Raw genomic sequence first — 22367 nt, 5'->3', positions numbered from 1 at the left:
CAGAATTGCTTAAATGCAATTAAATAATAGGCCTCTACTGTGTAATTAATCTAAGCGAGCAGCAAACTTCATGTAAACTTTACAATAGTCCTTTTAAGATTTAAAAACTATTATTTTGTTAACAAGTAGACTTATTTCTTAGCTTTAAAAGCATCAATTCCACTTTGTAAAAATGCCTTGTATTGTTCAATATTATAGTTTGCACCTGTTTGGGGTACTAATACCTTACCTGAGGCATCCACGATTACATATAAGGGTTGTGAATTACTATTAAATGTTGATGCTTGAAAATCACTGTTTTTATTGCCGATCGTTTTAATTTTCTTGCCGCTATACTTAGAAACAAATTGTTCGTTTGCAGGTAATTCGGTTTTATCATCAACAAACAGTTCAGCCATAACAAATTCTTCTTTTAATAGTTTGGCGACGACTGGATCAGTCCACACATTTGCTTCCATTTTTCGACAATTGACACAGTTCCAGCCTGTAAAGTCGATTAATACAGGCTTGTTTAACTCTTTCGCAGCTTCCAGAGCCTGATCATAATCATAGTATGGATCAAAACCTTTTGGTGTACCGCGCTCATGGAAGATTTCTGCATATTTTTTTACTTTACCATCACTGTGAGCTGGCGCATTTGCTACTCCAGCCGAAAGGTCGAAGTCCTGTGTGGCAGATGGAGGTAAGAATGCGGAAATAGATTTCAATGGTGCGCCCCATAGACCCGGGATCATATAGACCACAAAAGAGAATACGACGATTGCAAGTATAGTACGTGGTACAGAGAGGAATTTTAGTTCGCTATCATGTGAAAACTTGATCTTTCCAATAAGATATAAGCCCATTAGGCCGAATATGGCAATCCATAAGGATAGGAATACTTCACGATCCAGCCAGTTCCAGTGATAAGCCAAATCTACATTGGACAAAAACTTTAAGGCCAAAGCAAGCTCTAAAAATCCAAGAACTACCTTCACCGAGTTGAGCCATCCGCCAGATTTTGGCAGTGATTTTAGCATGGAAGGAAACATGGCAAATAAACCAAATGGAATTGCTAATGCAATGGAAAAACCTAACATACCTACTGCTGGGCCCAAACGTTCGCCTTTGGAAGCGGCTTCAACAAGCAGGGTGCCAATAATAGGTCCCGTACAGGAGAAGGATACCAAAGAAAGACTAAATGCCATAAAGAAAAGTCCAATAAGCCCCCCTTTATCTGATTTGGCATCCATTTTATTGACAAAAGAACTTGGTAATGTAATTTCGAAAGCGCCAAAGAATGATGCCGCAAAAACTACGAGCAATAGAAAGAATAAGAAATTAAATATTCCGTTAGTCGATAAGGCATTAAGCGCATCAGAGCCGAAAGCAATTGTAATAATCATTCCCAGCGCCACATAGATCACAATGATAAAAAGACCATACAGTAAGGCCTTGCTAATCCCATTCGCGCGGGAGCCAGATTGTTTTGTGAAGTAGCTGACTGTCAATGGCAGCATAGGGAATATACATGGCATCAAGAGTGCGGCAAAACCGCCAATTAATCCAGCAATAAAAATACTCCAAAGTGATTTTTTCCCAGTATCCGAATTATCAGAAGAAACATTTGTTGTTGCCTTATCCAATTTGCTGCTATCTTGGCTCTGGGTTGTGTCCGGGGCGTCCGAAAAAGCCAAGTCCTCCGGCACAGCCTCCGCAACGGGAGTTGTGTCAGGTGAAGATTCAAATTGAAGCCCCTCTGTACTTGTTAGACTATCTTGTTGGAAAGCAAAAGTCGCTGTTGTAAGCGAAAGGCTGAAGAAAGCAACTAAGAGTAGAATAAATGTGTTTTTTAACATGCGTATCTGTTTCTGATGTCAGCTTCAAAAATAAAAAAAGGCGATGAGAATCGCCTTATTATTTTATCCGTGTATGATCATTTTTACTATTTGATTGTCACAGCAAAAGCATATTCGTCAGGAGGTAGACATTGTGATGCATCACAAGCTTGCCATTCAACGGTACCTTTTACGGTTGCTGTACCTTTATTCAACTTTACTTTTTGTTGAAAGATCACTTCATTTGTAAAGTAACCAACGTCCATTTTAAACACTTCTTCGTGTTTAACTTTTGCTTTTGGCTCAGCTGTTTTACCAACTAATGCGTAGTCGGCAGCTTTTGCAAAATTAAAGGATGTTGGAATAGGTCCACCGTCTTTTACATTTTGAGAATAAATGTGCCAACCGTTTTGGATGGTTCCTTTCACATAGACAACCGCCTCTTTGCTGTTCAGTTTCTTGCTGGCTACAGTCCATTTTACAGGTTTGTGAATCTGAGCAAAAGCTCCTGTAACTGCAAAAATCACTGCAGTTATTAACAATACTAATTTTTTCATTTTCCTAAATAATTATTGCAGTTCGTTATACACCTTTGATACTTATGATTGGTAAAGGTTTAATTTCTCTACGTTACAAATTTAACATATTCCAAAATGGATTATCTGAATTTAGTGTAAAGATTAGGATATAAGGTGGCTTATCTCTTTGATTTCGAATTGTTGCAGTTTGTCTTCAATAAGTACTTGGAGCCGGCCATCAATCCCCACTGCTTGGATGATCCCCTGCTTTTCCTCTCCTGCGACTAAAAAAGGACGCTCCTGACCTTTCCAAAAGAGTAGCTCGTTATAATAGGCCAGTAGCTGTGACCAGGATTGGCTAAAGAGATTATTGTATTCCTGTTGGATACTTTTAAAAAGTTCGATGGCTAGGTCTTTTATGACATAATTCGTTTTTCCAGTAAGGACAGCTAGTGAGGTGATTGTTGTTGTTGTGTCAAAATTGATTTGATTAATGTTAATACCAATTCCGACAATCGACGATTCGATACTATTGCCCTTTAATTTATTTTCAATTAGGATACCTGCTATTTTTTTGTTGCCGGCATAAATATCATTGGGCCATTTTACAGCAACATCCTGCTCAGTTTTGCATTGAAGCCACTTAGCTACCGCGATTGCAATGGTTGCTGAGAGCGCAAATTGTTGGGCAATTGGCAAGAAATACGGTTTTAAGAGAATTGATGTCGTCAGATTTTTCCCTGGTTCGCTGACCCAGACGCTTCCACGCTGCCCTTTTCCCTGAAACTGTTCTTCTGCTAAAATGGCAGTGCCTTCTGCGAGTGGCGTGAATTTTGACATTAATTCTCGTAAATAATCATTTGTAGAGGCAACTTTGTCAAGATATATTGTATTTTGACCAATGATAAGTCCCGAAATATTGTTATTTTGCAAACTGAAAGTATTAAATAAATATTAAGTCAAAACTATCATATTTTTTAATGAGTAAAAATAAAAGTTCAGAATTGTCGCAACGTCTATCAGAAATTATCGTTCACGGTATGCAGGAAAAGAAAGCAAACGAGATCGTTCGCTTGGATTTAAGAGATCTTCACAGTTCTGTTTCTGATTATTTTGTGATTTGTCACGCCGACTCCAACATTCAGGTAAACGCAATTGCCAAAAGTGTTGAGGAGGAAGTCTATAAGGCTTTTGGTCAAGAACCCCAATATAAAGAAGGACAATCAAACGGAGAATGGTTGATTTTGGATTTTGTGGATGTGGTTGTACATATCTTTAAGACCGAAAAAAGAGCGCATTATGGTATCGAAGATCTGTGGGGTGATGCACAGATTCAACATTTTCAGAGTGCTTAATACTAAGCCTCAATACATTAATTTATACAGAAAATATAATTATACGATATAATGAAAAAAATCCCAAGTAGTAAGGTAAGCCCAAAACCGCCAAAATTCAATTTTGTGTGGCTAATGATTGCCATGTTTTTAGGTTTTTTTGCCTTGCAATATGTTTTTGGAGAAAACCCGGCTAAGGAAATTAGCTATAGTGATTTTGAAACACGCATGTTAAAGACCGGCGCTGTTGAGCGTCTGGAAGCATATAAGAAAAATGATCTTGTCGAGGTAGAAGTCTATCTAAAAAAGGGTTGGAAAGACAATCCCGCTTTTAAAGACGTAGCCAAGAGTAATGATCCCATTCCAAGCCTTGCAGGTCAGGAGGAAACAGGTCCACAGTATATCTTTAAAGATGCCTCAGCAGAGGTTCTAGAGAAAAAGTTAGCGGCATCGCAGGCTGAACTGGCTCCGGGTACACCTAAGGTACAATTAAAGTATGCCGATCGCTCTAATCCTTGGGCGAGCTGGTTTGTGACATTTATGTTGCCATTGTTGGTATTGGCAGCGATCTGGATTTTCTTAATGCGCCGCATGGGCGGAGGAGCTGGAGGTGGCGGCGGAGCAATATTTAATATTGGCAAATCCAAAGCTCAGTTATTCGATAAAGAATCACAAATCAATATTACTTTTAATGATGTTGCAGGTTTAGAGGAAGCAAAACAAGAGGTAATGGAAATTGTGGATTTCTTGAAAAACCCACGCAAATACACAAATCTAGGCGGTAAAATTCCTAAAGGAGCATTGCTTGTAGGTCCTCCGGGAACAGGTAAAACCTTGTTGGCAAAAGCTGTTGCTGGTGAAGCACAGGTGCCTTTCTTCTCCCTATCTGGTTCAGATTTCGTTGAGATGTTTGTCGGTGTTGGTGCCTCACGTGTGCGTGACTTGTTCAAACAAGCCAAGGAGAAAGCTCCGTGTATTATTTTTATTGATGAGATTGATGCGATCGGTCGTGCCCGTGGTAAAAATTCCATGATGGGTGGCAACGATGAACGCGAAAATACATTGAATCAATTATTGGTGGAAATGGATGGTTTTGGTACGGATTCAGGTGTTATCATCTTGGCTGCAACAAACCGTATTGATGTGTTGGATAGTGCATTGTTGCGTCCAGGACGTTTCGACCGTCAGATTTCTATTGATAAACCAGATTTGATCGGCCGTGAGCATATTTTTAAAGTGCACTTAAAACCGTTAAAGCTATCTGCAGAGGTAGATGCCAAAAAGTTATCTGCACAGACGCCAGGTTTTGCGGGAGCAGAAATCGCCAACGTTTGTAATGAAGCTGCATTGATCGCCGCACGTAAAAACAAGCCTGAGATAGATATGCAAGATTTTCAGGACGCCGTGGATCGTGTAATCGGTGGTCTTGAGAAGAAAAATAAAATCATTTCTCCCGAGGAGAAACGTATCGTTGCTTACCACGAAGCGGGGCACGCTATCGCGGGCTGGTATTTGGAGCATGCGGATCCTTTGGTGAAAGTTTCTATTGTTCCACGCGGAGTTGCGGCTTTGGGATATGCGCAATATCTCCCTCGTGAACAGTTCTTATATACGACTGAGCAGCTGATCGACAGTTTGTGTATGACCATGGGTGGACGTGTCGCTGAAGATATTACTTTCGGAAGAATTTCTACAGGTGCTCAAAATGACTTGGAACGTATCACGCAACTTTCTTATGCAATGATTGCTATTTATGGTATGAACGATAAGGTCGGAAATGTGTCTTTCCGTGACAGCTCAGAAGCTTCTTTTCAAAAACCATACTCTGACAAAACGGCAGAATTGATTGATGCCGAAGTTCGTAATCTGATTACAGATGTCTATGCACGTACAAAACAACTTTTGTTGGATAAACGTGAAGGCCTAATCAAGATTGCAGAGAAGCTGTTGGAAAAAGAAATTCTTTTCCAATCTGATCTTGAAGAAATTCTGGGTAAACGTCCTTTCGAGACCAAAACAACCTACGACGAGTTTGTTAATGGCGCCGACGGTGGCGGTGTTCCCCAGACTGATTTACCATTGGATGTTCACCCTGATGAGGCGACCTCCAAAGATGAACAACGGTTGGATAATTCGTCTAATAGTTTGAACTAATTTAGATTTTGCAGCGCTAGAATAAACTCTAGCGCTGTATTTATATTGCTATTGAGCCATGAATGTGAAGAACGCGACAGCGAAGGAGGTAATGTTAAAACGGATACGCCAAGCATTACTTCAAAAAAATGATAATCCCCACCCTAATTTCAAAGAAACAGCCCTTTACAAAGAAGAGGATGAACTGGTGGATCTTGTTTTTGTCCGTGAACTAACAGCTGCCGGTGGCAAGTTCCTTTATTGCGATGGTGAGATTGGCCTGATCGAGAATTTGATTGCTTTAACCGAGGTTAACAATATAAAAAATATCTATGCATGGGAGCAAGGTATCCAAGATCTCCTGAGCCCCTATGGATTCCCCTTTTTCAAAACGGAGAAAGACTTTGAATCTGCGAATGCGAGTATTACCTCCTGTGAGGCATTAATCGCTCGCAATGGAAGTATTATGGTCAGCAATGCCAATGCTTCCGGGCGCCGGTTGAGTATCTATCCTCCGATTCACATTGTTGTTGCTAAAGCTTCTCAGTTAGTTTGGGATGTGAAAGATGCTCTGACATACATCCAAAAGCGTTATGGACAGGAAATTCCAACTATGATCTCAACAATTACAGGTCCTTCGCGGACAGCTGATATTGAGAAAAGATTAGTTCTGGGTGCTCATGGCCCCAAAGAACTTTATGTTTTACTTTTAGAAGACCGTTTCTAGGTATGCTGACTTTATATTTACAACAGGCCCCTGTAGCAAGTGCTATTTTCTTTTTTACGTTGGTCACGAGTATCTATACTTTTTCTCATGAACAGCTCTATGGTAAGCTGATGCTCCATCCATACAGTATAGCTCGTAAACAGCGGGTATATACAATATTGACCAGTGGTTTTATCCATAAAGACTGGGGGCACCTCTTGTTCAATATGATCACTTTTTATTATTTCGCTTTTCGATTGGAAATGATTTTGGCACAGGCCAGCCCATATGGACATCTCTTCTTTGCTGTCGTTTATTTTGGTAGTCTGGTGCTGAGTGACATTCCAACGATTGTTCAGCAAAAAAATAATTATGGCTATTACAGCTTAGGAGCGTCCGGTGCTATCTGTGCTGTATTATTTAGCTATATCCTCTTTGATCCAAGAACCAAAATAGGGGTTATGTTTATCATCGGTTTGCCGGCTTATTTATTTGCATTTTTGTTTTTGGGGTATTGTATTTGGGCCTCCAAAAAGGGGCAGGACGGAATTAACCATGATGCACATTTTTTTGGTGCATTATCCGGATTGATTTTGACTATCATCTGTTTCCCCTGGGTAATAAAACACTGCCTGGCACAGTTCTAAAATTTCCCACCCCAGGTCTCCCGATCCAGACTTCTGTACTGAATTGCTTCAGCGAGATGGTGGTTCTCGATTGTAGGGCTATTTTCCATATCCGCAATGGTGCGGGCAACTTTTAATATTCGGTCATAAGCCCTGGCGGAGAGGCTTAGCCGGTCAATGGCTGTCTTTAATAATTTCTTTTGAGGTTCGCCGATCTGACAGATCTCTCTGGTCAACTTGCTACTCATGTGCGCATTACAATGAACATTTGGGTGGGATTCAAATCGTTGTTTTTGAATCTCTCTCGTCTGGATGACACGATTTCGGACCGTCAAGCTGTTTTCCGAAGGGCGAGAGGCAGTCAGTTCGTCGAATTGTACAGGTGTTACTTCAACATGTAGGTCGATCCGATCTAATAATGGACCAGATATTTTACTTAAATAACGTTGAACAGTGTTGCTGCCGCAGATGCATTCCTTTTCGGGATGATTAAAATATCCGCAAGGGCAAGGGTTCATTGCGGCAACCAACATAAAGCTGGCCGGATAGTCTATCGTTAATTTTGCGCGAGATATGGTGATACTCCGCGATTCGAGCGGTTGTCGCATAACCTCAAGGACAGTTCGTTTAAATTCTGGAAGCTCATCCAGAAATAGTACGCCATGATGCGATAGTGAAATTTCTCCGGGTTGGGGATTAGAGCCTCCGCCTACCATGGCAACATCGGAAATGGTATGATGGGGAGCGCGAAAAGGCCGGACAGTTAATAAAGCCTCTTTCGCTTTGAGATTTCCCGAAACTGAGTGAATTTTGGTCGTTTCGAGTGATTCAGTCATATTGAGCGGAGGTAGAACTGTTGGTAATCTTTTTGCTAACATGGTCTTACCAGCACCTGGAGGTCCTATTAAAATGACATTGTGCCCTCCAGCAGCGGCTATTTCTAATGCTCTTTTGATATTTTCCTGTCCCCCAACATCTGCAAAATCAACGTCATACTTATTTGCTTCGGTCTGAAAAAAAGATTGGATATCAACGGTGGTTGGGGGGATCTTTTTCGAATTATTGAGAAATTGTACCACGTCTGTAAGATTTTCGACAGCAATTATATCGATACCGGTAACAATAGCGGCTTCCTGTGCATTTTGTTTGGGAAGTATGATCCCTTTAAAGCCATCCTTTAACGCCTGTAAGGCAATCGGTAACACGCCTCGGATAGGCTTTATACTGCCGTCTAGGGATAATTCGCCTAGGATCAGATAATAGTCGAGCAATTCCGTTGTGAGCTGCCCTGAGGAAGCAAGTATGCCGATGGCGATCGATAAATCGTAGCTGGAACCTTCCTTTCTGATGTCAGCCGGTGCCAAGTTGACTACAATTTTCTGCCGTGGCATGTGAAGTTGACAGGAAGTAATGGCACTTTCAATACGTCGGAGGCTCTCTTTGACAGCATTGTCAGGAAGTCCGACTATATAATAATGCAGGCCCGTAGAAACTACGACCTCAACTGTGATGGTACATGCCTCAATACCATAGACGGCGCTACAATAGGTTTTGTTCAACATATGTTTTATAATCGGTTGATTTAAAGATACTAAATATTAAATCATAAATAATAAAGCTTTAGTGAATTATTGTAAACCGATAGAAAATTGTTGGAAAATCACTATATTGTAATTATATAGATTCTAGTAAATAATGGATAAATGCGGTATTTGGCAAACGATTTGCTTTAATAATTGTATTATTATCGAAGACTAGATTCATCGTATAATAGAATTAGAACTTTAAAACGAAAAAGAAATGAATGACACAAGTAAAGTAGCTTTGGCGTTGTTGGCAGGTCTTGCTGCAGGTGCAGCTTTAGGAGTTTTATTTGCTCCGGACAAAGGATCAGATACAAGAGATAAGATCAATGATTCATTAAGCGATTTGAGTGATGCTATTCGTGAGAGAGCTGAAGAACAATTCGATCAATTGAATGAGTTTAAAGAAAAAATTGTCTCCACTCTAAAAGGTAAATTAAACCAGGGAGAGGAAATTGTAGACGATGACATCATCGAGCATGCATAAGAAGCAAATTGTCCCTCAGGACAGTTTTGGGAGATACATAGAATTATAGGCTATTTCAAAAGGCTGAATATAAATATTCTATAGAAGTTGGTATAGACTTTTGAGATAGCCTAAATAAAATTAAGATGCATGGAAGAAGAAAAATTTTCACTTAGTGGTACTTTTCAAAAAACAAAAGAGTACATAGATTCCCAGTTTAAGCTCGTTAAATTGAAAACAATCGAGCGATCATCGCGGTTGATCGCGAGTTTGGTGGTGGACGCGACTAAATTGATATTCACTTTGTTTGTTGTCTTTTTCCTGTGTTTGGCTTTGGGATTTTGGCTAGGTGAGCTATTGGGAAGTTATTCATTGGGATTCCTGGCGACAGCAGGCATTTTTATGGTTATTATCGTAATTATACGGATTTTCGAACCTGCATTGGAATCTAAGTTTATGGATCTTTCCATACGTCGCTTTTTGGCCAAGTGGAATGATGAGATCGAAGAAGAGGAAGAAGAGTTGAGAAAAAACGAAAAATTTGATAGAGAAGGGGCTACAAATGAATAATAAGCAGACAAAAATACGCAATTTACAGGAGCTTAAAACTGAAATCGCTCGTTTAAAGGAACTCAAAAACGAACAAGAGGCTTATTTGAAAACACAATTTACGTTGTTCAACAACAAGATCGAAGCCCCAATTCGATTTTTCAATTCTTTGAAAAACAATATTCCGGGAGTCAACCTTGTTCAGCAATTATTCGCAAAAAGCAGTAACCCAGATTCAGATTGGTTGACCAAAACCTTACGTATAGGTGTTCCTTTTGTGATGAATAAGCTCTTCTTGAAAAATTCAGGCGTATTAAAAAAGGCCTTGATGTTGCTATTATCTGAACGTGCCGTCGGCCAGATCAATCAGTATAAAATCAGTGGATTAATTGGTAAACTCAGTAATTTTATCCGTCCCAAAAAGAAGAAAAAGAAAAATTCACAAATTGAAGGGGAGGCTCCTCTTAAAGATGAAGTCAATGAATATGGAATTCCTTCCTATAGTGAAACCTATTAGGAAGTTGTTTCTTCTTTTTTCAAAAAATCTTCATAAGCTAATTTAATGCCTTCGCGAAGATTAATTTTGTGTTTCCAGCCTAAAGCATGTAATTTGGATACATCCATCAATTTTCGTGGTGTTCCGTCAGGCTTGCTTGTGTCAAAAGAAATCTTCCCCTGATATCCGACCACCTCTTTAATGAGTTCAGCCAGGTCCTTTATACTCAAATCTTCACCGATGCCAATATTGACAAACTGTTTCTCATTATAGTTATTCATCAAAAATACGCAAGCATCGGCTAAATCATCTGAAAAAAGAAATTCCCTTAACGGTGTACCCGTCCCCCATATAGTTACTTCGTCCAGTTTATTGATCTTCGCTTCATGGAATCTACGGATTAGGGCCGGCAAAACATGTGAGTTTTGTGGATGATAATTATCATTGATGCCATACAGATTGGTTGGCATCACGGAAATATAATTGCAGCCATATTGATCGCGGAAAGCTTCGGTCATTTTAATGCCTGCAATCTTGGCGATGGCGTAGGGCTCATTTGTCGGTTCGAGGGTGCCTGTTAGCAATAGATCTTCGTTTAACGGTTGAGGAGCCATTTTCGGATAGATGCAGCTTGAACCTAAAAACATCAACTTCTTAACTTCATTGTCGTAAGAGGATTTAATAACGTTATTCTGTATCGCCATATTTTCGTAGATGAAATCGGCGCGATAAGTATTGTTTGCCATAATTCCACCAACTTTAGCAGCAGCTAAGAAGACATAATCAGGTTTTTCCTCTTTGAAAAAGTCAGCAACTGCTTGTTGGTTACGCAGGTCTAATTCTTGGGACGTCCGGGTCACAATGTTATTATATCCAAGTTCTATTAATTTGCGATATATTGCCGATCCAACCATTCCTCGATGGCCTGCTACATAAATTTTAGCGTCTTTTTCCACGATAAGTTATTGATTCCTGCAAATATAAGGTTATTTTTGCGGGATATTAATAAAAAAATGGGAAAGGATAAACTACGTAAATTTGCAGAAGTAGCGACTTTTGAGAATGTCATCCAGCTCGATGCGGGCAAAGAATATAAAGGAAAATGGGCTGAGAAGCAATTTGGAAATACAAACCCGGTTGTTTTGGAATTGGCCTGTGGTAAAGGGGAATATACTGTTAATTTGGCGCGATTATTCCCGGAAAAAAACTTTATCGGTATTGATTTTAAAGGCAATCGTATCTGGCGGGGTGCGAAAACGGCATTGGAAGATGGTATTAAAAATGTTGCTTTCTTGCGGATACAGATTGAAACGATTCTTGAGCATTTTGCCGAAAATGAAATTGATGAAATTTGGATTACCTTTCCGGATCCACAGCCGCAGGACAGCCGCGAAAAGAAACGTTTGACAGGGCCTAAATTTTTAGACCGCTATAAGATTGTCATGAAGCCAGAAGGTATGATGAATCTAAAGACAGATAACGACGGCTTCTACGCCTATACTCTTGAGCAAATAGAGTTACAGAACCTGAAGAAATATAAAGAGACAACAGATCTGTATCGTTCGGACTTGGTCGACGATGTTTTATCAATCAAGACATACTACGAGAAAAAGTACCTGGCCGACGATAAGAATATCAATTATGTGAAATGGAGCTTTGAGAAACGTTAACATCGGCGTTTTCATAATAAAGGGAAGCCCAGGCGAAAGTTTGGGCTTTCTTGCGTTTAATACTTATATCAATATATCTTCCATTTCGCTAACATTAATCAGTGCTTATTAGAAAGAAGTCGGCTTTCTCTAAACTGTTTTTGCCTTTGCAACCACGTTGTTTATAGCATAGTTATCATTGTCCGCTACAGGTGGGCTACTTCTTGTTAAAAATTCCTTCCTCCTAAATTGATTCTTCTTGCTACGCTTTTGCTACCAGTCTATTTTGTGCTTGCGCTCTGGTGGTGCATAAGAGGATTGAACGATAGGCTTATTGTTTCGGTTCTGTATTTTAAATAATTTCGATTTATTTCGTTTTTTAAGGAATATTAATTATTTTCGATACTATTATATTAAATAACCAAGGTGAAGGCTTGCATTTTTTTAAACCTAATGCGTGAAATTCCTATCCATAATGGATTCTTCTGCATTTTTATAATGATGTAAATCGGGCAATATGTTTCTTAAAGGAAATTGTATTCGAAACAATTGTTAACAGAAAGAAAACATTAAGTTAAAACAAACTTTTTGTTAAGAATATACTTTTGTCCCAAATTGCAAATTAACAATTTACACTAATATCTATGTTTAGTATTAACCCTATCCAAATTAATCTAAGGCACTCATCCTCGAAAGTGCTATTTGCAGCGCTGATAGTTGCCTGCAATCTGGATGTAGCTGCGGCGGCTGTTTCAATGGAAAACAGTAGCGGAGCCACACACATTTTTAATCAGGGGAAGATTAGAATTAAAGGAAAAGTTGTAGATAGCAAGACACAGGAGCCCTTGGCATCGGTATCTATCCTTGCCGGCGGGGTAGCCAAGGGAACGACTGATCGAACAGGTCATTTTGAAATAGAGGTTGAAGCCGGTGCTTCGATCCGTTTCCAGTTGATCGGCTATGAAGGGCAAACGAAGACCTTTACAACAGCACAGTCAAATGCTCAAATCGCGTTAAATGTTACATCTGAGGCATTGAATGAGGTAGTTGTTACGGCGCTAGGTATTCAGCGTGAGGAGAAAGCACTTGGTTACTCCATTAGTACCGTGAAGGGGGAGGAATTGACCAATGCGATTTCAAATAACTGGACAGATGCGTTGACAGGTAAGGTTGCTGGATTAAATTTGGTGAAATCGGGTGCTGGGCCATTGGGCTCGAATAAAGTTATCCTGCGTGGGGAAACATCCATGACGGGTGACAACGAGGCTTTGATCGTTGTGGATGGAATAATTATGGGCGGGGGAGTCAGATCGACACAAACAGGAAATTCCGCCTATTTAGACGCGGATTCACCTGTAGATTTTGGTTCTTCACTGGCCGATATTAATCCCGAGGATATTGAATCGGTTTCTGTGCTGAAAGGACCGGGCGCTGCGGCATTATATGGGTATCGTGGTGCACGTGGTGCAGTCATTATTACCACCAAAAAAGGAAGGGGAATACAAAATAGAATTGGGGTTACAGTCAATTCAAATACCGCAATCGGGACAATTAATCGGTGGCCTGATTACCAGTATGAATATGGACAGGGCGTAGTGGGCCAAGACTTGTATTATTCTTACGGACAATCGGAAGATGGTGCAAGTACGTTGAGTACTTCTTCTGCATGGGGCCCAAAATTTGATGGCCAGTATTTCTATCAATACGATCCAGCTAACTATAGACAAACGCCAGCGGAACGTACGCTTTGGCGTCCATATGAAAATAACCGAAAAGAACTGTTTCAAACGGAACTGACTTCGACTAATTCCATAAGTATTTCGGGATCTACGGAAAAGACAACGGCTCGTTTTTCATATACTAATGTAACCAATAAGTGGATTATTCCCAATATGGGATACAATCGGCACACCATTGCCATGCAGTTCAGTAATAAAATTACGGATAAATTGAGCTTGTCCACTAAGATTAATTTTAACAATAGGGGCTCGGACAATCTGCCAAACAGTGGCTACAATAACCAGAGCTACATGTACTTCGTCCGTGGTATTACGCCCAATATTGATGCAGCCTGGTTGGATCAGAACTGGATTCCGGGCAAAGAGGGCATTGAACAAATGACACCATTCTCTGGCTTATTAGATAATCCAAGAACAATATCTTATGATATGGTCAATGCACAGAATAAAAATAACCTAATCGGAAATGTGCAGTTGGATTATAAATTTACCAATGAACTGAGTTTGATGCTCCGGACAGGAATCGATATGGGCTATGATAAACGTAAACAGTCAAGACCTTTTGATACCAACAAATATGCATTCGGTTACTATCGCGAACAGTCTATCTATGCTGAAGAGCGGAATTCTGATTTCCTCTTGCAGTACAACAACCAGCGTTTGCAAGATCACCGTTTTGGTATTTCTGCAGGTGGGGCGTTACTAAACAATAAATACATCAAGGACGACGCAAAGGCCAATAGTTTACTTTATCCAAATCAGTATAACTTTGCAAATGCACGTGAAACAGTGCTTTATGACCCTTGGCGGGAGGAATACGCCATACATAGTGTATATGGTTTGGCCAATTATAGTTTCAAGGAAAAGTACTTTATTGATTTTACAGGTCGTGTAGACTGGGCAAGTACGCTAGCTTCACCAAAGCGAAATGAGGTGGCATGGTTCTTTTATCCGTCTGTGAATACAAGCTTTATCCTAAGTCAGATTTTTGAACTGCCAAAATCAATCAACTACTGGAAATTGAGGGCTTCTATTGCCGGTGTCGGTGGCGGGGGCAAAGACCCTTATGGAAACTCATACGCCTATCGGAGTGCCATCGGTTTTAATGGTGGACTTGCGAATCCGACGACAGTACCTGACGAGAATTTACAGCCCGAGCGTACCACTTCTTATGAGTTGGGGACAGATTTTCGGATGTTTAAAGACCGGATTAAGCTGGATTTTACCGTATATAGTACAGCTACTGATAAACAGCTGATCACACCTCCTGTAGATCCTTCCAGTGGATATAGATTACGATATACCAATGCCGGAGAAGTTAGAAGTAAAGGAGTTGAGCTCGCCTTATCAGGTGATATCCTGAAAAATAGCGATAAGCTGAACTGGAACATGTATGGAAACTTTACGCATTATGATTCAAAGGTGTTGTCTATTCCGGCAGCTTTTGAGGGGCAGCTTGTGCTTTCGACCTTGTTTGGCAGTCGAGGTTCTATAGTTGCTATCCCCGATCGTCGATTTGGTGATATTTGGGGTCTAGGTTATGAGAGAAATCCCGACGGGAAGATCGTTTACGAAGGCGGGGTTCCTGTATTGACTCAGGATAATATATATATCGGTAATCCTAACCCAACGACAAAATTCGGTTGGGGGAACGAATTTAAGTATAAAGGTTTCCGCTTTAACTTCTTATTTGATGGACAATTTGGCGGGGTAGGTTATTCATTAACGCATGCTGTTCTGATGGAGGAAGGAAAGTTGAAGAAAACGCTGCCCGGAAGATATAATGGAATTATAGGCGACGGTGTTGTGTTGAATCCAGATGGAAGTTATAGCAAAAATACGGTCGTTGCAGAAGCCGGTGATTACTATGCTAGACATTTCAACCGTGATAATATCGAGTCCAATACTTTTTCTACAGACTTTATTAAACTCCGGGAAGTTCGCTTAGATTATTCATTGCCGAAGTCTTTCCTAAGTCGTTACAAGATTGAGAAAGCATCTATTGGCGTGTACGGACGGGATCTTTTTGTTTTTACTAAATGGCCGGCTTTTGATCCAGAATTCGCTTCTTTGACTTCCAGTGGTATTGAAAAAGGAGCTGAAATTGCTCAATTTCCTTCGACCCGTACAATGGGCGTAAACTTATCATTTTCATTTTAACTATTGACATTATGAAGAGACATATCTATATAGCAAGTCTACTGATGCTTGGAAGTTTAACATTCCAAAGCTGTACCAAAGACTTTGTAGAAAAGAATACAAATCCTAATGCCGTTGCAGCAGCAGCACCCCAAAGCCTATTAGCCCCTGCATTGGTCAACCTGTTGAGTACCAATCTATCGCGCAATTTGCGGATTAACAATGAACTGATGCAGGTAACGGTTACCGTAAATGATAATCTGGAAATCCAGCGCTATGAAATTAGGCCATCTGAATCTGAATCGAGCTGGTCCGGTTGGTATGTGCAATTAACCAATATCCGGGATATGTATCAAAAAGCGTTTGCCGGACAACAGAAAGGTTATCAAACCTATCAGGGAATTTCCCTCATACTAGATGCTTGGGTAAGTTCCATGATCACGGACATGTATGGTGACGTGCCATATTTTGATAGTAATAAAGGTTTTTCCGAAGGTAATCTTACCCCCAAGTTTGATAAACAGGAGGATATCTATAAAGATATTTTCCGAAAACTGGAAGAAGCCAACACCTTATTGAAAGAGAATGTTGTCGTAGAATCAGCCAATACAGCGATGGATCCAATTTATAATTCAGATCCGACAAAATGGCGCAAATTTGGAAACTCCTTGTATTTGCGATTGCTATTGCGGGTTGCACATAAAACAGAAACGAATGCTGTTGCCAAGATTAAGGAAATATTGGAGACCAATGCTGCCGAATATCCGATTATGCAAAGCAATGCTGAAACGGCCGCGGTATACTATACCAATGTACAACCGTATATGAACCCCAATTTCACAATGCGGGATTTCGATTTTAACCGTTCAAAAGGCTATGCTGAATTTTTGATTAATAATCTGATGGATCTTGGAGACCCGCGTCTAAAGATATGGGCTACGGAGGCTAGCCTCGGTGTATATGGCGGTATGCAATCAGGTTATAGAAGAGGCAATGTTCCTGAGATTCAATCGACATTACAGCTTGCCTTAAAATCTGATGCGCACATGGGAAATATCATGAATTATGCTGAATTGCAATTTATCATAGCGGAATGTGCCCTGCGGAATTATGTTGAGCTTGATGCTTCTGAAGCATATACAAAGGGAATCAATGGAGCGATGGAATATTGGGGAACTACTGTTCCACAGGGCTATTTGGCAAATCCAAAAGTGATTTTTTCGGCTGAGGATTCCGAAACTCAAAAGCTAAAAAAGGTGCATCTGCAAAAGTATTTTGCAATGATGTATACGGATTTCCAACAGTGGTATGAGTATCGTCGAACACAGTTGCTGGATCTGTACAAAGGGCCAGGTTTATTAAACAATGGAAAGATGCCCGTCAGATTAAATTACCCAATTATTGTCCAATCGCTTAATAGGGAAAATTACCAAGATGCGGTCAGTCGCATGGGCGGAGATGGAATAAATGAAAAAATGTGGTGGCAACCTACAATCAACTAGTTCATGAAAAAGTTAAAGTTAGTAATATGGACTGCGTTGGCGATGTCAACGCTCCTGACAGGCTGTAAAGAAGATATCAATGAGTCAATCGGAGAATTAAATCCTGAAATATCATTGTATACATTACGTAGCCTCTATAAAAATACGGATCTACAACTCAACGAATCAAGTGCGCTTGGCGCAAAGTACTTGAAGGCACTTGTGGTTTCACGCGCTGAGAATAAGAATTTGCCCGAAAATACAATCGCTGTTCAGAATATCTGGCGCAATCAGCGTAGAGGAATATTAGTAGAGGTTACTGATGCCTCGAGTTTCAAATTTGGTGACTCTGTTCAGATCAATATCGATGGTACAAAATTGGTCAAAAAATCTGGCTTAATGGTTTTATCGTCCGTTAAAAATCAACAGGTCAATGTCTTTGCGTCAAATAAAAACGTTGCTCCATTAGCGGTTTCGGTTGCAAATCTTAAAGCGAAATTCGATGAGTTTGAATCAACTTACATTGATGTAACTGCTGATGTCGAGCCAGAGCCTGCAACAGGAACAGCCCTAAAAGGCGATAAGATCTTGATGGATGGAGATAAAAATGAGATTACCTTGCATACCGAGGACAATGCAACATTTGCGGGACAGTCTATTGCTCCCAGCGCCTCTTTCAGAGGAATAGCATTCAGAGAGGGGGATAAATTGCAAATCCGAATGCAGGACTACTCCGACATGGCTTATGCAAGTGGTAAACTATATGCTGGATGGCCGGAGACATTTGATGCTGTAGACGCGAGTGTGAAAGGAAGTTACGATATGGGCGAAAAGAACGACGTGTCTTTCCCAACTGGGCAATGGAAGTTATATCAGGCAATATTGGGTACTACTGCTGGTCGTGACCGTATTGTTTCGGGTAAAAATGCGATACGCATGCAACAGAATTTAAGTGTTGATGGTCATGTGCAGATGAATTTTGATGTACCGAATGGCGCTTCAAAAGTGACGCTTTGGTATGGCTCATATTATACGGATCGGTCATGCACGTTTAAGCTGGAATATTCTACGGATCAGGGCGCAACATGGAAGCAAACAGGTGAATCTATCGCAGATGCACACCCAACTTCGCAGAGTATGAATTCAAAACAGGCTGTATTTTTAATGAATGTCCAAGGAGCTGTCCGTTTCAGGATTACCAAGCTTGGATTGGGAACCAGCAATAATGTCATTAATAATGGAAGGCTCGGCCTGGATGATATTGCGATCTATAAGAGTTATTAGATTGAACGATTGATGATGTAATCGCCCTGTGTAGTTAACACTCCACAGGGCGTTTTGTTGTTCGTATATATTTTCTAAACTCTTCAGAAAAAATTGTTATCTTCATTATAACTATAAACGAAGACTTATGAACTTAACAGACTTAGTTACAGGCGGAGTTGGCTCTAAAGCAATAGAAGCCATTTCTAAAATGACAGGTGTCAGTGAATCCAAGGCAAAATGGATTGTGGCAGCAGCAGTACCCTTAATGATTGCGGCATTGAATTACAATGCAAAAAACAAAGGTCAAGCAGAAAACATCGACAAAGCGATCGATCAACATAGTGGTGGCGGTATCTTCGATAAGATAGGTGATTTATTTGGTCAGGGCGGATCTGATGACGGGAACAAGATTGTCAACCATATGTTTGGGCAAAATACAGAGGTGGTGACCCAGAATATAGCCGATAAAGCTGGTATCAGTTCAGCGCAGGTAACTGGTGTTTTGGCGACACTGGCGCCTATTGTCATGAGTTATCTAGGACAACAAAAACAGGCATCCAGCGGTGGTGGTATTGGTGACCTGATCGGATCTGTTTTAGGTGGCGGCGGACAGCAGAGTGCCGGCGGTGGTATGCTAGGGGGGATCCTTGGTTCATTTTTGGGTGGCGGACAGGAAGAACCTGCACAAGAAACACAACAGGCTTCCACAGGTACTAGTATGACCGATATGTTGGGAGGTTTGGCCGGCAGCTTTTTTGACAAAAGTAACGATGGCCAATCCAAAGGAAATATCCTGGACTCTATAGCGGGAATGTTTGCGAAGTAAAGCAATCTTACAACATAAAAAAAGTCGGTAATTTGATCAGTTACCGACTTTTTTTATGTTCTATTGAATTAATCTTCGACCTTCACTTTAGGTGGAAAATTCTTATGTTTTCTTTTGCTGATTTTGTCTACATTAACAGGTTGAGGAACTTTAACATAGTATCCCGTTCCATCATATTCCCGTTTATTCGGACTTTCTTTGCAGGCGACAGAGCAACAGCCTTCCATTTCCCATCCGCATTCGTCACACTGCGTGAAATGCTCATTACATACCGGGTTGGCGCAGTTGATCATCTTGGTCGTCTGTTTACCACAATTGAAACAGGTTGATACCACAGATGGGTTGACCGAGTTAACATCTACTGTGACACGGTTGTCAAAGACATAACACTGGCCTTCGAAATCTTCGCCACCTGCTTCTTTGCCATATTTAATAATTCCACCATGCAATTGGTAGACATCCTCAAAGCCTTCTTTTAATAGTAAGGCCGAAGCTTTCTCACATTTGATGCCACCTGTACAGTAGGTCAGTATTTTTTTTCCTTTATATTGCTCCAGCTCTTTGATTTTTTCTGGAAACTCGCGGAAGTTATCAATGTCCAACGTGACCGCATTTTTAAAACGGCCGACATTGTGCTCGTAGTTCGAACGGACGTCCAATACAACGACATCTTCCTGATCTTTCATTGCCAAGAAATCCTTCGGTTCCAGATGCACACCTGTTTGACGGTTTGGATCGATTTCTTTCGGGTCTCTTAATCCAGAGTGTACAATTTCAGCTTTGTAGCGGCAGTGCATTTTGATAAAAGAAGGCTCTTCAACGTTGTCGATCTTAAATTCGGTTTTGTTGAAACGGCCATCCGCGTAGACTGCATCCATATACTGTTGACATGCCTCAGTTGTACCCGAAACGGTACCATTAAGACCTTCGTCGGCAACAATAATACGGCCTACTAAGCCAAGTGATTTACAAAATTCCAGGTGATCAGCCGCAAACTGTTCGGCATTTTCGATAGGGCTGTAACAATAGTACAGCAATGTTTGATATTGTGTCATGATATTCATTGATACCGCTGCAAACGGCGTTTAATGCAAAAATAAATTCACTGCAAAGCTACAAAAAATAATAAAAGGAAGAAAATGACCTTCGTCACCTTTTCTTCAAAGGTTCCAGGAGGTACTCTAGACCATTTAGCTTGATCTCATAGAGCGTGGCCAGTTGCTGACCTAATTTGCCTTTAGGAAATCCTTTTTGATTGTACCAGACCAAATAAGGTTCTGGAAGATTGCACAAAGTATAGCCTTGATATTTGCCGAAAGGCATTTTAACTGTTACAAGTTCAGTGAGGATTTCGGGATTTAGCATTAGTCTTGGGGTTTTCCGTAATTAATGCGGTACCAGATCGCTTTTAATGCAATGATTCCATGGTTGAATAAATTGGGAATGGCACCGTAATAGTGTTTGAAGATGGCGAAGCGTTCTTTTAGCGACTCTTTATGTTTCTGTTTTGACATCCCGCCCACGAGGTAACGCGCTACATATTGATGAGCATTAACAGACTTATTTGCCTTTTTGGCACAACGAATGACCCAATCTATATCCGCACATAGCTTATAACTCAGATCATACGGTTCCGCAATAGTCCGTTTGATATAGATGGCCTGATGACAGATATTCATACCATAACGAAAGCTCTTCCAGTCAAAATTTGCCGGCACCTTATGTCTTCGTTCCCCAATAATCGCCCTGTTGTCATCTACCAATATCGTTTCACCATATAGGATATCGGCATCATCACTGAGTCTCGCTAGGTTTTCGATGCTGTTGAGATCGTATATTTCGTCACCGGAATTCAAAAAGAGAACATAGTCACCTGTAGCCAAAGCAAGGCCTTTGTTCATCGCGTCGTAAATTCCCTTGTCTTTTTCAGATAATAAGACCGCAATTTTATCCTGATATTTTTGAATAACCGCTAAGGTTCCATCAGATGATTCCCCGTCAATGACAATATATTCGATATTATCATAGGTTTGGTTAACAACAGACTTGATGGTGTGCTCAATATCCCGTACATTATTGTAAACGACAGTGATGATTGAAAATTTTGGATGAGCGGCCATAGCTATTTATTGAATTCGTTAATCTTCTTTTTGAGGAATCGGATGCCTCGTTTGAACCAAGACCCCTTCCGATGTGCATAAAAATATTTGATAGCGCCATAGGCTTGTGTATCCTCCACAATTTCTGTTGGAAAATAACACACAGGATGATCAGCCAACGTGACCTGATAGGTAGATTCGGCAGCCGTATGCGTGCCTGTGCCATCATTACCGATATTCTGTGTCATCGAATTCCTCGGATACAAAACTAGCCCATTTTTTTTGAATACCGAAGCGTACCAACGTATTGCCCAAGAGTTGATCTTACCAGCACGTAGTTCCTGTACCTGTTTCCAGAAGTTTTCTTTTCCTTCAATACTGAACTGATGAATCTCTTCCTCCGAAAAATCGGAAACAAGCTCATCTATGTTGGGGTTGAAATGTTGCCATGCACGATCCCACGTTGCCCAGCCCCAGCTATTGGCGACTCGAAAGAAAAATGTTTCGGGAAGCTCATTCAGATTTTTTACAGGATAGCCGTAGCCACTGATTTGCATGACCTGTTTGTCCTCTTTATAGCGGTCTAGTGCTTTATTAAAGTAATCGAGTGCAAATGCCGATGTTTCGAGATCGTCTTCTAACACGATAATCTGTCTATGTTCATGGACAACTTTGGTAACACCATCGATAACATTGGCAGCTAGGCCCCAATTTTTGTCCCGCTCGACTATTTTGATCTGTTTAAAAGACCATGGGTTTTTTATAATCCGACGTACCTCTTCTACAGCCTCAATCGCGCGCTCATCTTTTGCTGCATCCGAATAAATATAGAGCATGGTCTGGTCTGCGTATTTGTTTCTCTCAAGTGCAGCGAGTGTCTTGAGTGTATGCGCTGGCCGATTATACACAAAGAGTAGAACTGGAGCAAGACTGTTCATCT

Annotated in this window: 21 protein-coding genes; 12 read left to right on the top strand and 9 right to left on the bottom strand. The window is 40.6% G+C overall.

Annotation, left to right across the window (positions count from 1 at the left end; translation table 11 throughout):
- Positions 1 to 131: 131 nt before the first annotated feature.
- The 3 genes from BWD42_RS15290 to BWD42_RS15280 all read right to left on the bottom strand — a co-directional run bounded on the left by BWD42_RS15290 (position 132) and on the right by BWD42_RS15280 (position 3268).
- Positions 132 to 1838, bottom strand: coding sequence for a protein-disulfide reductase DsbD family protein (locus BWD42_RS15290; RefSeq protein ID WP_077437261.1), 1707 nt, complete (start codon positions 1836 to 1838; stop codon positions 132 to 134).
- 86 nt (positions 1839 to 1924) lie between these two features.
- Positions 1925 to 2374, bottom strand: a complete 450-nt coding sequence (locus BWD42_RS15285; protein WP_077437260.1) for a protein-disulfide reductase DsbD domain-containing protein — start codon at positions 2372 to 2374, stop codon at positions 1925 to 1927.
- A 123-nt stretch (positions 2375 to 2497) separates the two neighbouring features.
- Positions 2498 to 3268, bottom strand: coding sequence for a biotin--[acetyl-CoA-carboxylase] ligase (locus BWD42_RS15280; RefSeq protein ID WP_254846248.1), 771 nt, complete (start codon positions 3266 to 3268; stop codon positions 2498 to 2500).
- Between the two features lie 47 nt (positions 3269 to 3315).
- Here BWD42_RS15280 and rsfS point away from each other — a divergent pair, with 47 nt between their 5' ends.
- From rsfS to BWD42_RS15260, 4 genes are read left to right on the top strand one after another with little or no spacing between them, the layout of a single operon-like run.
- On the top strand, positions 3316 to 3690 hold the full coding sequence (gene rsfS, locus BWD42_RS15275) for a ribosome silencing factor (protein ID WP_077437259.1): 375 nt from the start codon (positions 3316 to 3318) through the stop codon (positions 3688 to 3690).
- A 51-nt stretch (positions 3691 to 3741) separates the two neighbouring features.
- The gene (gene ftsH / locus BWD42_RS15270; protein WP_077437258.1) at positions 3742 to 5823 is read left to right on the top strand and encodes an ATP-dependent zinc metalloprotease FtsH; all 2082 of its coding nucleotides are present in this window, start codon (positions 3742 to 3744) and stop codon (positions 5821 to 5823) included.
- A 58-nt stretch (positions 5824 to 5881) separates the two neighbouring features.
- A complete protein-coding gene (locus BWD42_RS15265; protein WP_077437257.1) occupies positions 5882 to 6529 on the top strand; it encodes a lactate utilization protein C in 648 nt (215 codons plus the stop codon).
- Between the two features lie 2 nt (positions 6530 to 6531).
- Positions 6532 to 7155 (top strand): rhomboid family intramembrane serine protease, encoded by a 624-nt coding sequence (locus BWD42_RS15260; protein WP_077437256.1) that lies wholly within the window; start codon positions 6532 to 6534, stop codon positions 7153 to 7155.
- Here BWD42_RS15260 and BWD42_RS15255 read toward each other — a convergent pair.
- Positions 7152 to 8696, bottom strand: coding sequence for a YifB family Mg chelatase-like AAA ATPase (locus BWD42_RS15255; protein WP_077437255.1), 1545 nt, complete (start codon positions 8694 to 8696; stop codon positions 7152 to 7154). The genes BWD42_RS15260 and BWD42_RS15255 overlap by 4 nt on opposite strands.
- A 238-nt stretch (positions 8697 to 8934) precedes the next feature.
- On the opposite strand from BWD42_RS15255, the gene BWD42_RS15250 reads away from it, so the two are divergent.
- The 3 genes from BWD42_RS15250 (at position 8935) to BWD42_RS15240 (ending at position 10249) form a co-directional block, all read left to right on the top strand.
- Complete coding sequence (locus BWD42_RS15250; protein WP_077437254.1) at positions 8935 to 9204, top strand: YtxH domain-containing protein; 270 nt, start codon at positions 8935 to 8937, stop codon at positions 9202 to 9204.
- Positions 9205 to 9333: 129 nt separating this feature from the next.
- Positions 9334 to 9753, top strand: coding sequence for a hypothetical protein (locus BWD42_RS15245; RefSeq protein ID WP_077437253.1), 420 nt, complete (start codon positions 9334 to 9336; stop codon positions 9751 to 9753).
- Complete coding sequence (locus BWD42_RS15240; protein WP_077437252.1) at positions 9746 to 10249, top strand: hypothetical protein; 504 nt, start codon at positions 9746 to 9748, stop codon at positions 10247 to 10249. Before BWD42_RS15245 ends, BWD42_RS15240 begins: the two co-directional genes overlap by 8 nt.
- Here the strand turns inward: BWD42_RS15240 and BWD42_RS15235 are convergent.
- Positions 10246 to 11184 (bottom strand): GDP-L-fucose synthase family protein, encoded by a 939-nt coding sequence (locus BWD42_RS15235; RefSeq protein ID WP_077437251.1) that lies wholly within the window; start codon positions 11182 to 11184, stop codon positions 10246 to 10248. The genes BWD42_RS15240 and BWD42_RS15235 overlap by 4 nt on opposite strands.
- A 57-nt stretch (positions 11185 to 11241) precedes the next feature.
- Here BWD42_RS15235 and trmB point away from each other — a divergent pair, with 57 nt between their 5' ends.
- The 5 genes from trmB (at position 11242) to BWD42_RS15210 (ending at position 19328) form a co-directional block, all read left to right on the top strand.
- Positions 11242 to 11898, top strand: coding sequence for a tRNA (guanosine(46)-N7)-methyltransferase TrmB (trmB, locus tag BWD42_RS15230; protein WP_077437250.1), 657 nt, complete (start codon positions 11242 to 11244; stop codon positions 11896 to 11898).
- A gap of 623 nt (positions 11899 to 12521) precedes the next feature.
- Positions 12522 to 15776 (top strand): SusC/RagA family TonB-linked outer membrane protein, encoded by a 3255-nt coding sequence (locus tag BWD42_RS15225; protein WP_077437249.1) that lies wholly within the window; start codon positions 12522 to 12524, stop codon positions 15774 to 15776.
- A gap of 11 nt (positions 15777 to 15787) precedes the next feature.
- Positions 15788 to 17257, top strand: a complete 1470-nt coding sequence (locus BWD42_RS15220; protein ID WP_077437248.1) for a SusD/RagB family nutrient-binding outer membrane lipoprotein — start codon at positions 15788 to 15790, stop codon at positions 17255 to 17257.
- A gap of 3 nt (positions 17258 to 17260) precedes the next feature.
- Entirely contained in the window at positions 17261 to 18520 is a 1260-nt protein-coding gene (locus tag BWD42_RS15215) for a DUF5689 domain-containing protein (RefSeq protein ID WP_139351176.1), read from the top strand.
- 127 nt (positions 18521 to 18647) lie between these two features.
- Positions 18648 to 19328, top strand: a complete 681-nt coding sequence (locus tag BWD42_RS15210) for a DUF937 domain-containing protein (RefSeq protein WP_077437246.1) — start codon at positions 18648 to 18650, stop codon at positions 19326 to 19328.
- 68 nt (positions 19329 to 19396) lie between these two features.
- Here the strand turns inward: BWD42_RS15210 and BWD42_RS15205 are convergent, their stop codons facing one another.
- The 4 genes from BWD42_RS15205 to BWD42_RS15190 form a co-directional block, all read right to left on the bottom strand.
- Positions 19397 to 20383: a rhodanese-related sulfurtransferase gene (locus tag BWD42_RS15205; RefSeq protein WP_077437379.1), complete on the bottom strand. Its 987-nt coding sequence runs from the start codon at positions 20381 to 20383 to the stop codon at positions 19397 to 19399.
- Positions 20384 to 20477: 94 nt separating this feature from the next.
- On the bottom strand, positions 20478 to 20693 hold the full coding sequence (locus BWD42_RS15200) for a DUF3820 family protein (protein ID WP_046673143.1): 216 nt from the start codon (positions 20691 to 20693) through the stop codon (positions 20478 to 20480).
- Complete coding sequence (locus tag BWD42_RS15195) at positions 20693 to 21448, bottom strand: glycosyltransferase family 2 protein (RefSeq protein WP_077437245.1); 756 nt, start codon at positions 21446 to 21448, stop codon at positions 20693 to 20695. The genes BWD42_RS15200 and BWD42_RS15195 overlap by 1 nt, the downstream gene beginning before the upstream one ends.
- Before the next feature lie 2 nt (positions 21449 to 21450).
- The gene (locus tag BWD42_RS15190) at positions 21451 to 22365 is read right to left on the bottom strand and encodes a glycosyltransferase (protein ID WP_077437244.1); all 915 of its coding nucleotides are present in this window, start codon (positions 22363 to 22365) and stop codon (positions 21451 to 21453) included.
- Between the last annotated feature and the right edge of the window lie 2 nt (positions 22366 to 22367).

It is taken from the genome of Sphingobacterium sp. CZ-UAM (assembly GCF_002000245.1).
In the GTDB taxonomy this organism is placed as follows: Bacteria; Bacteroidota; Bacteroidia; order Sphingobacteriales; family Sphingobacteriaceae; genus Sphingobacterium.
The sequence above is the reverse complement of the archived record's forward strand: the minus strand, read 5'-3'. Positions and strand labels throughout refer to the sequence as shown.